The sequence below is a fragment of the Rhodocyclus purpureus genome (assembly GCF_016653115.1).
In the GTDB taxonomy this organism is placed as follows: Bacteria; Pseudomonadota; Gammaproteobacteria; order Burkholderiales; family Rhodocyclaceae; genus Rhodocyclus; species Rhodocyclus purpureus.
Window position 1 is genome coordinate 119,543 of record NZ_NHRX01000016.1, and the last position, 11,309, is coordinate 130,851.

Here is an 11,309-nt window from a genome sequence, read left to right on the forward strand (position 1 = left end):
CAGTCTCCTCAGGCCAGTGCGTCGAAGGCCTTTTGCCGGATGTCGTCTACACTGCCGACGCCCTCGATGCGCCGGCACTTCGGCGCCGCCGGGTCTCCGGTCGCCGCCCAGTTGGCGTAGAAATCGACCAGCGGCTTGGTCTGAGAGTGGTAGACCTCGAGGCGCTTCTTCACGGTCTCCTCGCGGTCGTCGTCGCGCTGCACCAGCGGCTCGCCGGTGACGTCGTCGACGCCCTCGACCTTCGGCGGGTTGAAGCGGATGTGGTAGGTGCGGCCCGACGCCGGGTGCGAACGGCGACCGCTCATGCGCTCGATGATCTCGCTGTCGTCGACGGCGATCTCAAGCACGAAGTCGATGGCGACGCCGGCTTCCTTCATCGCTTCCGCCTGCGGGATGGTGCGCGGGAAACCGTCGAACAGGTAACCGGCAGCGCAGTCAGGCTCCTGCAGGCGATCCTTGACCAGACCGATGATGATGTCGTCGGAGACGAGGCCGCCGGCGTCCATCACCTTCTTCGCCGCCACGCCGAGCGGAGTGCCCGCCTTGACCGCGGCACGCAGCATGTCACCGGTGGAGATCTGCGGAATGTTGTACTTCTCGCGGATGAATTGCGCTTGCGTGCCTTTACCGGCGCCGGGAGCACCCAGCAGAATAAGTCTCATTGTTGTTCCTCTTGGTTGAGCAAATGCCTTTGCACTACGGACGAATCATTGCCGATCCCAGACGGGAGCGCCGTTTGTCGGAAATTCCCGCGGCCGGGTGCTGCGGCGTGGATGGACAGAAAATTACCCGCAATCGCCGATGCGGTCAAACTTTGCGCTCAAACTTGCCCGGCCAGCAGCCGGCGCACACGCTCGGCGTCTTCCGCGGTGTCGACGCCGGGCGCCGGCAACTCGTCGGCGATGGCGACGCTGATGCGATAGCCGTGCCACAGCGCGCGCAACTGCTCGAGCGCCTCGTAGCCTTCCAGCGGTGAAGGCGCCAGGTTCGCGTAGCGGCGCAGGAAGCGCGCGCGATAGGCGTAGAGGCCGATGTGGCGGAAGGCGGGCAGCCCCGTCGGCAGCGTCTCGCCGCCGCCTTCGCGGGCGAAGTGGTCACGCGCGTAGGGGATCGGCGCGCGCGAGAAGTAGAGCGCGTCGCCGGCGGCGGTGCGCACCACCTTGACGATGTTCGGGTTGAAGAACTCGGCGGCCTCGCCGAGCGGATGCGCGGCGGTGGCGATCTCGGCGCCGCTCTCGGCGAGCTGGCGCGCGGTGCGCGCGATCAGCGCCGGGTCGATCAGCGGCTCGTCGCCCTGGACATTGACGACGATGGTGTCGTCGTCCCAGCCGTGGCGCTCGACCACCTCGGCCAGCCGGTCGGTACCGCTGGCGTGATCCTCACGCGTGAGCACGGCGCGGATGCCGTTCGCCTCGGCGACGGCGAGGACCTCGGCGTGGTCGGTCGCCACCCAGACCTCGTCGGCACCGGCCGCCTGGGCGCGGCGGGCGACGCGGACGACCATCGGCTCGCCGCAGAGGTCGATCAGCGGCTTGCCGGGCAGGCGGGTCGAGGCGTAGCGCGCCGGGACGACGACCTTGAAGCGAAGCGGGTCGGCCATGGCATTCGGTCCGGATCAGGCTTCGTCGGCGGACATTCGACGCGCCTCTTCCTCGAGCATGATCGGGATGTCGTCGCGAATCGGGAAGGCGAGCTTGCACGGTTTGCAGACCAGCTCGGCGGCGGACTTGCGGTATTCGAGGCTGGACTTGCAGATCGGGCAGACCAGGATGTCAAGCAAGCGTGCGTCCATGAAGCTTCTCCAGAATGAGGTCAAGCAGGCCGGGCGCGCCGGGCGCCGCGGCGATCTCGGCAGCGACCGGCAGGAACCAGGCTTCGGGCAGCGCGGGCGAACCAGCACCCGCGGCGGCCGGACTGCCGAAAAAGGCCGCGCATTTTACCGCATCTTTCTCGGTCATCAGCAGCACGCCGTCGCGGGCAAAGGCGAGGTCATCGGCGACATAGGCATGATGATCGGGGAATGGCCGCGCCGTGAATTCGAGGCCGAGCCCCTGCAGCTGACGGAAGAAGCGCTGCGGGTCGCCGATCCCGGCCAGCGCGTAGAGCTTGCGCCCGGCGAAGGCCGCGGCACTGCAGGTACGCGCAGGGTCGGCGAGCGAACGGAAGCGGTCGCCGTCGAGGCGCATGGTGAACTGCGCGAGGCTGCCGGCGGCACGCGCGGCGCGCGGCTCGGGCGCGCCGTTCCAGACGACCGCGTCGCAATCGGCGAGCCGCGTGAGCGGTTCGCGCAAGGGCCCGAGCGGCAGCAGATGGCCGTTGCCGGCGCCGCGGCTATCGAACACCGCGATCTCGACGTCGCGCTGCAGGCGATAGTGCTGCAGGCCGTCGTCGGCGACGAGCACGTCGCACTCGGGATGCGCGGCGAGCAGCGAGCGTGCTGCGGCGACGCGATCGCGCCCGACATGGACGGGGACGCCGCTGCGCCGGGCGAGCAGCGCCGGCTCGTCGCCGCTCCCGGCGGCGTCATCGCCGCTGGCCGCACGCCCCCCGTCGTGGCTGCCACCGTAGCCGCGGCTGACGATTCCCGGGCGCCAGCCGGCCGCACGCAACTGCTCGACCAGCCACAGCGTCACCGGCGTCTTGCCGCTGCCACCGACGGTGAGGTTGCCGACGACGATCACCGGCACCGGCAGCCTCGTGGAACTGCAGCGGCCCGACGCGAAGCCGGCGCGGCGGCGCGTGACCAGAAGGCGGAAGAGCCAGGACAGCGGCGCCAGCGGCAGCAGCGCCGGCGCGATGCCGCGCCCGTACCACCAGCGCGGAAGAAGGCGGGCGAGCAGGGACGCCATCGCTCAGCGCGGGGCCGGGGATGAGGAAGAGGACAGGGACGACTGCGTGGCGAAGGAGACGTGCGCGAAACCGGCACCCTGCGCCGCCTGCATCACGTCGATGACGCTCTGGTGCGTAGCCCGGGCGTCGGCGTTGATGACGATCAGCGGGTCGACCAGGGTCCCGCCGGCGCGCTTGAGCGCCGCGCCGATCGAGGCGACGTCGGCCTTCGCCACGGGGTCCTTGTTGACCAGCACCTGGCCTGCGACCGTCACCACCACGTTGATCTCGTGCGGCTGCTCGGGCATCTTCTCGGTCTGCGCCGTCGGCAGCGTGATCTCCAGCCCGGAGAACTTGGCGTAGGTGGTGGTCAGCATCAGGAAGATGATGATCACGAGGAGGACGTCGATCATCGGGATCAGATTGATTTCCGGCTCGTCGCGCCGGCTTTCGCGCTGGAAGTTCATCGCTGGCGATCAGTCCCGGCGTTCGCCCTGCAGGGTCTCGACCAAGCGCACCGCCTGCTGCTCCATCTCGATCACGAAGCCCGCCGTCAGCGCGCGGAAATGGCGCCAGAAGATCATTGCGGGAATCGCGATGACGAGGCCGAAACCGGTGTTGTAGAGCGCGATCGAGATGCCGTGCGCGAGCAGCATCGGGTCGGACCCCGACGGCGCCTGCGAGCCGAAGATCTCGATCATGCCGACGACGGTGCCGAACAGCCCCATCAGCGGGCTGATCGAGGCGATCGTCCCGAGCGTCGTCAGGTAGCGTTCGAGCTGCAGCGCCGCGGCACGACCGGCTTCCTCGACCGACTCCTTCATCACTTCGCGCGAACTGCCGACGTTGCGCAGGGCAGCGGCGAAGACGAAACCGAGCGGCGAGGTCTTTTCCAGTTCGGCGAGGTAGGAGGCGTTGGCGCCGTTCTGGCGATACTCGGCGAGCACCCGCTGCAGAAGCCCGGCCGGCGCGACTTTCGACCGGCGCAGTGCGACCAGTCGTTCGAGGATCAGAGCAACGGCGACGATCGATGCAAAGAGCAAGGGCCAGATGGGCCAGCCGGCGGCCTGAATGATGGCGAACACACTGTCTCCTGAATTTTCCGGGGTCTCCGACTTTATCCTGCGCGGCCTGCCGCGGCAAGACCCGCCGCCCGCGGCGCCGCCGTACGCACTTTTTCCGTATGCCGGAAGCAAGCTCGCGGCGCTTGACAAAACGGTGCTAAGCGTTTGTATTTCGCTTCCTCGCTTATCCACAAAATCTGTGGATAAGTTTGTGAATAGTCTGTCGACGAAGCCCCTAAGTCCCCTCCCTGTAAGGACTTTTCCTACTTTGCCAAAAAATCAGGCACGCAAAATAAACCTATATTTTTCAGATACTTAATATATGCCCCTTGATTCAACAAGGTTTTTTCCGGGGCACCGCGGCAGAAAGGCGCGTCGATGTGCATGATTCGGCGCGGGAAGGAGCGGGTAAAATCGGGCGATGAGCTCGACACCACCTCCCCCCTTCTCCGGCAGCCTCTGGCCGAGCAGCGGCCGTAGCACAACGGCAAATCCCATGTCATCAGACTCCAGGATGCCGGCGCCGCCCCCTCCGGGCGCCGCGCCGATCAGCGTTTCGGCGCTGGTACGCCTGGCGCGCGAGCGCATCGAGTCCGCCCTGCCGCTGTGCTGGGTGAGCGGCGAGATCTCCAACCTGGTGCAGGCGGCGTCCGGACACTTCTATTTCTCGCTCAAGGACGCGAACGCACAGGTGCGCTGCGTCATGTTCAGGCAACGCGCGCAGCTGATCGGCTTCCGCCCGGAAAACGGCCTGCGCGTCGAGGCGCGCGTGCTGGCGACGATCTACGAAGCGCGCGGCGAATTCCAGCTCAACGTCGACAGCCTGCGCCGCAACGGCATCGGCGACCTCTACGAGCGTTTCCTGAAGTTGAAGGACAAGCTCGAGCGCGAGGGCCTGTTCGACGCCGCCGGCAAGCGGCCGCTGCCCGCCTTCCCGCGCTGCGTCGGCATCGTCACCTCGCCGCAAGCCGCCGCGCTGCGCGACGTGCTGACGACGCTGGCGCGCCGCGCGCCGCAGGTGCGCATCGTCATCTACCCGGCGATGGTGCAGGGAGAACCCGCTCCGCAGCAGCTCGCCGCAGCGATCGGCCTCGCCGGCGCACGCCAGCCCATCGACGGCTGCGAGCTGCTGATCGTCTGCCGCGGCGGCGGCTCGCTCGAGGACCTGCAGGCCTTCAACGACGAGGGCCTGGCGCGCGCGATCCACGCCAGCCCGCTGCCGGTGATCAGCGGCGTCGGCCACGAGACCGACTTCACCATCGCCGACTTCGTCGCCGACCGGCGTGCGCCGACACCGACCGCCGCAGCCGAACTGGCAGCACCCGAAGCCGCCGCGCTGCGCGCGCGCCTCGCCGACGACGCCGCCCTGCTCCGCCGCAGCCTGCAACGCAGCCTCGAACGCAGCAGCCAGCAGCTCGACGGGCTGGCGCGCCGCCTCACGCATCCGCAGCAGCGCATCGCAGCGCAGCGCGACCACCTGCGCCAGCCCGTCGAGCTGCTGGCTGNGCAGCAGCGCCGCCTCGCCGCCGCGCTCGCCGGCAGCGTCGCCCGCCGCAACGCCCGTGTCGCGACGCTGGCGCAACGCCTGCTGCTCGCCCGCCCCGACGCCTCGCGCGTCGCCCGCCGCCTCGACGCGCTGGCCGTACGCCTCGCCAACGCAAGGAACGCCACGCTGGCGCAGCGTGCCGACACCCTGGCGCGCCTGTCGGCGAGCCTCGGCCACCTCAATCCGGCGGCAGTGCTCGCGCGCGGCTTTGCCATCGTCAGCGACGAGCACGGAAAAATCGTCCGCGACAGCAGTCAGCTGGAACCAAGCAAGCGAATCACTGTCAGTTTCCACCGTGGCCAGGCGGACGCGCGCATCGAAGCGGTGCGCAGCGACGCCGAAGCGGACACACCCATTTGAAGATCGCCGGGCGAAACGGCAAAATCCGTCCGCGGCGATCAGCATGAACCCGCTCACCCATCTGACGAATTTTCAATAACGGAGAAAAACCATGGAACATACCCTGCCGCCGCTGCCCTTCGCTGCCGATGCGCTCGCCCCGCACATGTCCGCGGAAACCTTCGAGTACCACTACGGCAAGCACCATCAGGCCTACGTCACCAACCTGAACAACCTGATCAAGGGCACCGAGTACGAAAACCTGTCGCTCGAAGCAATCGTCAAGAAGGCCCCGGCCGGCGGCATCTACAACAACGCCGCGCAGGTGTGGAACCACAGCTTCTTCTGGAACTGCCTGAAGCCCGCCGGCGGCGGCGCGCCCAAGGGCGCCCTGGCTGCAGCGATCGACGCCAAATGGGGCTCGTTCGAAGAGTTCAAGAAGGCCTTCCAGGCGTCCGCCGTCGGCAACTTCGGCTCCGGCTGGACCTGGCTCGTCAAGAAGGCTGACGGCTCGGTCGACATCGTCAACACCGGCCCCGCCGGCACCCCGCTGACCGGCGAGGACAAGGCGCTGCTGACCATCGACGTCTGGGAACACGCCTACTACATCGACTACCGCAACGCGCGTCCGAAGTTCGTCGAGACCTTCCTCGCCAGCCTCGCCAACTGGGACTTCGCCGAAGCCAACTTCGCCGCCTAAGACCGCAGCGAAGCACCAGCAGCAAAAAAGCCGGGGAGCAAAACTCCCCGGCTTTTTTTCGTGCAACAGCATGGGGTCAGGTCTCGAATTGTTGCATCGCGCAGTACCGCTCAGCCCTCCTTTCGCTTCAAACGCGCTCGTCGAGCAAATGCGAGGCAAGGAGTCGAGCCGGCAGAGCGCACCATACGGCACTGAATGCAACAATTCGAGACCTGACCCCGAAGATGTTGCATCAAGCTTGACGACGTCATTGCGAGTGCGTACAGTCCGGTCATCAAGCCATTGTCATCACGCCGGCTTCTGAGAGCAAGGAGGCTCGCCATGAATCTCCCATTTGCCGTTCCCGAGGAGTTCGGATCCTACCGGATCGGTACGCCGGTGGATGCCGACCTCGGGGAAGTCCATTGGACGCGGAGCGCCTTCGACATGGGCATGCTGGCCGGTGCCCATGCGCTGAACTGGAATCTCAACACGGAGATCCACAAGACCGTCCAGGCCGGCGGCTACACCGCGGAATCGCAGGACACCTGGGCGATGGCCGTGGACACCTCCGCCTCCGTTTCCTTCTCGCCCTTCTCGACGGTGCAGGCGAGCTTTCACATGGCGCGCTCCTCGCACAACGCCAGGCGCACTTCCGGGCAGACGATCACGGCGATCGCCACGCAGAAAGGCATGGTCTCGATCGTCAATCCGACGCGCGATCTGCTCCTGAAATGCGCCACCGACGACTTCCTGGCCAGCATCACGAGGATCTTCACCTGCGCGGAAGCGGCCAGGACTGCGGCGGAGGCAGGCGATGCAGCTGCCGGCGACGCGGAGAAGAAGCTCGAGGATGCGCTCGTCGAGTTCTACAGGAACTACGGTACCGGCTTCATCTCCGCCTTGAATCTGGGCGCCGTCGGGATCTTCGAAGGATCGATAGAGTACTCGAGCGCCTTCACCCAGAAGACTGCCAGCTACGGGGGAAGCCTCTCCGTGAGCGGCATGGGCAGCGGTGTCGGCGGCGGATTCTCGGCCGCCGCCGAGTTCGCGAGCAAATGCTCGCAGGCGGACGCCCAGGCCAAGCTGCGTTGCGAGATGTACGGGATGCCGATCGGGTCGGCTCCGGCGCAGTGGGCGGACAAGATGATGGAGGCCTTCGACAATCAGCAGCTGGCCAAGATGTCCAACCTGGAGGCGTGGCAACCGGCGGCCGAGAAACTGGCCGCGCCGCACGTGGCGCCCCCCACGATCCCGGAACGCAAACCCGCCGCCGACGTACCGAAGCTTCCCGGTGCCGACATCGAGACACAGATCAAGAACATGAAGCTGCGGGAGTTCAAGGAAAGCTACCGGAAGCAATACGGCCACGAGCCGGACGCCGCCAAGTACGAGGAGTGGCTGAAGGAGCTCAAGGTGACGGCACACAAGAGCGCCGACGAAATCGCCTCCGTTGAGCCCGTTCCCGCAGGTAGGAGCAAATCATGAGCAGTCCCGCGTCAGGCCAGGACAAAGTTCAACGGGCAGCGGTGAGCCAGGAGGATTTCGGCCAGTGGGGCATCGTCGGCTACCGTTACACGGCCTGGGATGAGGTATTTCCGGAACTGAAGGCCCTCACCCAGGCCGTGACCGGCAAGCGCGTCGGCTTCGGCCTGATGATGGCGTGGTTCTCCCAGCGGCACATGGTGAGCCAGTATCTCAGGTTTTGCGGGACCCATTTCCCGCAACTGGCCATCCCGGGAGCGCTGGCGGCCGCCAACAACCTGATGGACGCGCTCGATGCCGTGCACCAGCGCCTGCCGGAGATCCTGGACAGCGCCGGCGGCGCCATCGACCCGACCGGCAGGCTCGAAGGAGCGCTGCGCCCCGAACTCCGCTTCTCGCTCCAGCACTACAGCTTCATCCTCAAGAACTACCCCTGGTTGAAGCGGGTGCCTTTCGGTGCCGTGCCGGTGGTGAGCGACGGCACCCATTACCTGTATCAGCCACAGAGGATTCCCAGTTCGAGTTCGCCAGCGGGGACGCCTGGCCCGCTGCCGATCGCCAAAGTGTCCGTCCACGACAATCCTTTTCCGGCTGCCGCGCTGCTGCAGGGCGCAGCGCTGCGGCTGTACCCGATCATCACCTCGATGAACGACGGCAGGACACCCGCCTTCTTCTGGGCCAACATCGACGTGGGGCTGGGCCAGGACAGGCAGGCGCCTGTCGCCGCGATGCAGATCCCGCAGTCGGGCGCACAGGGCGGAAGACTGGGGATGCTGAGCGGCAGTAGCTTCGATCAGCTCTCGCTGGACAGACAATGGAAGCAACAGGCTCCGGACCGCCTCTGGAACGGCGTCCCTGTCCGCCCGGAAGGGGAGAACTGGAAGGCACTGTGGACTTGTGTCGATTATTCCGGCGACGCACTGCGCGGGATCCCGAAGGCCTTCATCCGCAATTATTCGCCCCTCCAGGCGGGCAGCGCGGAGATCGAGATCGCCTGTCCGGACCTCTCCCCGACGCCTCCCGCTGCCGACAGCTTCACCGCCAACCGCCCGCCGCCGCAGGTGGTCGACGTGCTCCTCGTACCCGTCGGCTACGAGGACGCGAAGTCGGTTGACCCGATCTTTGGCGGCGAACCGATGTGGCCCGAACCCATGACCGACAGGATCCTGTCCGCACTGGCCGGATCGGTCGGCTGAACCCTCACCCAACTGTGACGGCTGCTCGAAGGAGGCAATGATGATCAGCAGACGCTTGTTCCTTGTCGGCTTGTTGGCCGCTGCCGGACTCGGTGTCCAGGGCGGCGCGCAGGCTTCCGATCGGCCCTTGCCGCCGAACATGATCTTCTTCGCTGCCGGGACCACCTGTCCGGCAGGCAGCACGCCGGCCAGCGACGCCGCCGGACGCCTGCTCCTCGCGATCACGAACGTCGCCGACGTCGGCAAGACTCACGGCAAGCCGCTCCTGATCCAGGAGGATCGTACCCACACGCACGCGGGAACGATGCAGGTCGATCTGCCCGTCCATTCCATCTCGGCGGCATCCGGCGGCGGCAACGGGCAGGCGACCGGCAACGGGGCGCACTCGAGCACGCTCACCAGCGGCCCGGCCACGACGGGACTCCCCTTCATTCAACTGCTGGTCTGCCAGGCGGAATAGGAGGCAGCAATGAACAAGACTCGTCGCCTGCTGGTCGCTCTCGGCGCCCTGATTTCTGCCTCGCCGGCACTGGCCAGCGATGCCCTGCCGCAGTTCACCATCGCCTACTTCAACGGCAGCTGTCCCGAGGGCTGGGACAACGCCAGCCTCGGCGACGCCAACGGCCGCTTCCTGGTGCCCACGATGCAGGGCGGCGGCGTCGGCAGCTTCGCCGGAAAGGTGCTCGCCTCCCAGCAGGAGCCGACCCACGAGCACCGCAAGGCAAGCGGCTCGATCACCACCAGTTCGAAACAGTTCATCCTGATCGGCGGCTGCTGCAACAACAGCCTGGCCAGCGCCGGCACCCACGCGATGACGGGTTCGGCGCAGGCGGCCTCCGACAACCTGCCCTACATCCAGTACAACGTCTGCATGAAGCTGACGCCTCCGGTCACAACGGCCGAAGTCCCGGCCGGCCTGAGCACCTTCTACATGCTGCCGACCTGCCCGCGCGGATGGAACACCGTCAATGCGGCGGCCGGACGCTACATCGTCGGCCTGCACACGACGGGAATACCCGGCGCCACCTACGGCGGCAAACCGCTCGCGCCCGGTGAGACCCGCGTCCACAGTCACTCCATGGACGGCACCATGAACCTCGCCGCGCACAAGATCGCCGGGGCTTCGGGCTGCTGCGCCAAGAACTACGCCGGCAGCGGCGACGTGAATTTCACCGGCAAGACCGAAGTGGATGGTACGTCGGCCTACGACAGCGTCGCCCAGGCTCCCTACTACACCGGGACGTTCTGTCGCAAGGAATGAGGGCTGGGACCGCGCCTTGCGAGACCACTGCGAATGCGCCAGCAGCGAAAAAGCCGGGGAGCACAACTTCCCGGCTTTTTTCGGGTTCGACTCCGTGGGAGCGCAGAAAGGCGCGAATCGTCGACCAGCTGCACGCCGTCGGAGGACCGCCAGCGCGGCTTGCAGCAGTTATCGTAGTAACGAAAATTCTTGACGTGAGAACTTACTGTTACAACAATAAAGACGATGAGCATGCACATCATCCGGGACGCCGGTAGTGCATGTGGCGCGAAAAAATGCCCTGCGTATCATCAGTTTCAGGCTAGCGAGCGAGGAAGAAAGGAGTGCCTACCATGGCTGGCTCGAAAATGACTTCAACGACGACTGATGAAATGCGTGCCGCTCGCAATCGCGGCGAGAGCAAAACGCAGCTGGCCGAGCTGCGCGCCAAGACGCCGTACGTTTGGGACGGTGAAGATGAAGATGAACGGCCGCTTACACGCGAAGAAATGCAGGTCGGCATCGAGGCCTACCGGAAGCAGCGCGGGCGCCCTCAGGGAAGCGACAAAGAGTCGACCACCATCCGCTTGGACCGCGACATTCTCGAAGCCTTCCGTGCGGGCGGCCCCGGCTGGCAAACGCGAATGAACGCTGCACTACGAGATTGGCTCAGAGATCACTCGCCAAGGTGACCTGCCTTTCTCAGACTTCATTTGTTCTCTCATCAGGGCTTCCGCACTCGGACAGCATCTTCTCCAATGAGATTGCAGGCGTGAAATAGTCCCTCGTCTTCAAGAGGATAGCGCTTCATCTTGCAACCTTTCTCAAAATCGCATCTACTCCGTGCCTTTGAGCCAAGCGCATGAGAGCGACGGAAGGGGGCTGCCTGATGGAGTGTCTGTCCGAAATCGATGACCCACGCAAGCCCAGC

General features: G+C 66.1%; 13 protein-coding genes and 1 pseudogene. 8 read left to right on the top strand and 6 right to left on the bottom strand.

Annotated features, from left to right (window positions below; translation table 11 throughout):
- Nucleotides 1-8: 8 nt before the first annotated feature.
- The 6 genes from adk to CCR84_RS03440 form a co-directional block, all read right to left on the bottom strand.
- Entirely contained in the window at nucleotides 9-662 is a 654-nt protein-coding gene (gene adk, locus CCR84_RS03415) for an adenylate kinase (RefSeq protein WP_201209625.1), read from the bottom strand.
- A 158-nt stretch (nucleotides 663-820) separates the two neighbouring features.
- On the bottom strand, nucleotides 821-1,600 hold the full coding sequence (gene kdsB / locus CCR84_RS03420) for a 3-deoxy-manno-octulosonate cytidylyltransferase (RefSeq protein WP_201209627.1): 780 nt from the start codon (nucleotides 1,598-1,600) through the stop codon (nucleotides 821-823).
- A 15-nt stretch (nucleotides 1,601-1,615) separates the two neighbouring features.
- A complete protein-coding gene (locus tag CCR84_RS03425; RefSeq protein ID WP_201209629.1) occupies nucleotides 1,616-1,792 on the bottom strand; it encodes a Trm112 family protein in 177 nt (58 codons plus the stop codon).
- Complete coding sequence (lpxK, locus tag CCR84_RS03430) at nucleotides 1,773-2,849, bottom strand: tetraacyldisaccharide 4'-kinase (protein ID WP_201209631.1); 1,077 nt, start codon at nucleotides 2,847-2,849, stop codon at nucleotides 1,773-1,775. The genes CCR84_RS03425 and lpxK overlap by 20 nt, the downstream gene beginning before the upstream one ends.
- 3 nt (nucleotides 2,850-2,852) lie before the next feature.
- Entirely contained in the window at nucleotides 2,853-3,296 is a 444-nt protein-coding gene (locus tag CCR84_RS03435) for an ExbD/TolR family protein (RefSeq protein ID WP_201209633.1), read from the bottom strand.
- 9 nt (nucleotides 3,297-3,305) lie between these two features.
- Entirely contained in the window at nucleotides 3,306-3,914 is a 609-nt protein-coding gene (locus CCR84_RS03440) for a MotA/TolQ/ExbB proton channel family protein (protein WP_201209635.1), read from the bottom strand.
- A 493-nt stretch (nucleotides 3,915-4,407) separates the two neighbouring features.
- Here CCR84_RS03440 and xseA point away from each other — a divergent pair.
- The 8 genes and pseudogenes from xseA to CCR84_RS03475 form a co-directional block, all read left to right on the top strand.
- The coding region (gene xseA / locus CCR84_RS03445; protein ID WP_242508515.1) for an exodeoxyribonuclease VII large subunit at nucleotides 4,408-5,398 on the top strand (991 nt) is incomplete at its 3' end.
- A gap of 1 nt (nucleotide 5,399) precedes the next feature.
- A pseudogene (locus CCR84_RS16390) lies at nucleotides 5,400-5,799 on the top strand (exodeoxyribonuclease VII large subunit); the annotation flags it as partial.
- Between the two features lie 91 nt (nucleotides 5,800-5,890).
- Nucleotides 5,891-6,478 carry a superoxide dismutase gene (locus tag CCR84_RS03450; protein ID WP_201209637.1) on the top strand — a complete coding sequence of 196 codons (588 nt, stop codon included), beginning with the start codon at nucleotides 5,891-5,893 and terminating at the stop codon, nucleotides 6,476-6,478.
- 426 nt (nucleotides 6,479-6,904) lie between these two features.
- The gene (locus CCR84_RS03455; protein ID WP_201209639.1) at nucleotides 6,905-7,945 is read left to right on the top strand and encodes a hypothetical protein; all 1,041 of its coding nucleotides are present in this window, start codon (nucleotides 6,905-6,907) and stop codon (nucleotides 7,943-7,945) included.
- Nucleotides 7,942-9,138 (top strand): hypothetical protein, encoded by a 1,197-nt coding sequence (locus CCR84_RS03460; RefSeq protein ID WP_201209641.1) that lies wholly within the window; start codon nucleotides 7,942-7,944, stop codon nucleotides 9,136-9,138. The genes CCR84_RS03455 and CCR84_RS03460 overlap by 4 nt, the downstream gene beginning before the upstream one ends.
- A 37-nt stretch (nucleotides 9,139-9,175) precedes the next feature.
- Nucleotides 9,176-9,598 (top strand): hypothetical protein, encoded by a 423-nt coding sequence (locus tag CCR84_RS03465; RefSeq protein ID WP_201209643.1) that lies wholly within the window; start codon nucleotides 9,176-9,178, stop codon nucleotides 9,596-9,598.
- Between the two features lie 9 nt (nucleotides 9,599-9,607).
- A complete protein-coding gene (locus tag CCR84_RS03470; RefSeq protein ID WP_201209645.1) occupies nucleotides 9,608-10,399 on the top strand; it encodes a hypothetical protein in 792 nt (263 codons plus the stop codon).
- Between the two features lie 332 nt (nucleotides 10,400-10,731).
- Nucleotides 10,732-11,070: a BrnA antitoxin family protein gene (locus CCR84_RS03475; protein ID WP_242508507.1), complete on the top strand. Its 339-nt coding sequence runs from the start codon at nucleotides 10,732-10,734 to the stop codon at nucleotides 11,068-11,070.
- Nucleotides 11,071-11,309: the final 239 nt, after the last annotated feature.

Bases quoted from the DNA above. Each gene is read 5' to 3' on its own strand.
- adk (WP_201209625.1), bottom strand. From the start codon at position 662: ATGAGACTTATTCTGCTGGGTGCTCCCGGCGCCGGTAAAGGCACGCAA.
- kdsB (WP_201209627.1), bottom strand. From the start codon at position 1,600: ATGGCCGACCCGCTTCGCTTCAAGGTCGTCGTCCCGGCGCGCTACGCC.
- CCR84_RS03425 (WP_201209629.1), bottom strand. From the start codon at position 1,792: ATGGACGCACGCTTGCTTGACATCCTGGTCTGCCCGATCTGCAAGTCC.
- lpxK (WP_201209631.1), bottom strand. From the start codon at position 2,849: ATGGCGTCCCTGCTCGCCCGCCTTCTTCCGCGCTGGTGGTACGGGCGC.
- CCR84_RS03435 (WP_201209633.1), bottom strand. From the start codon at position 3,296: ATGAACTTCCAGCGCGAAAGCCGGCGCGACGAGCCGGAAATCAATCTG.
- CCR84_RS03450 (WP_201209637.1), top strand. From the start codon at position 5,891: ATGGAACATACCCTGCCGCCGCTGCCCTTCGCTGCCGATGCGCTCGCC.
- CCR84_RS03455 (WP_201209639.1), top strand. From the start codon at position 6,905: ATGGGCATGCTGGCCGGTGCCCATGCGCTGAACTGGAATCTCAACACG.
- CCR84_RS03460 (WP_201209641.1), top strand. From the start codon at position 7,942: ATGAGCAGTCCCGCGTCAGGCCAGGACAAAGTTCAACGGGCAGCGGTG.
- CCR84_RS03465 (WP_201209643.1), top strand. From the start codon at position 9,176: ATGATGATCAGCAGACGCTTGTTCCTTGTCGGCTTGTTGGCCGCTGCC.
- CCR84_RS03470 (WP_201209645.1), top strand. From the start codon at position 9,608: ATGAACAAGACTCGTCGCCTGCTGGTCGCTCTCGGCGCCCTGATTTCT.
- CCR84_RS03475 (WP_242508507.1), top strand. From the start codon at position 10,732: ATGGCTGGCTCGAAAATGACTTCAACGACGACTGATGAAATGCGTGCC.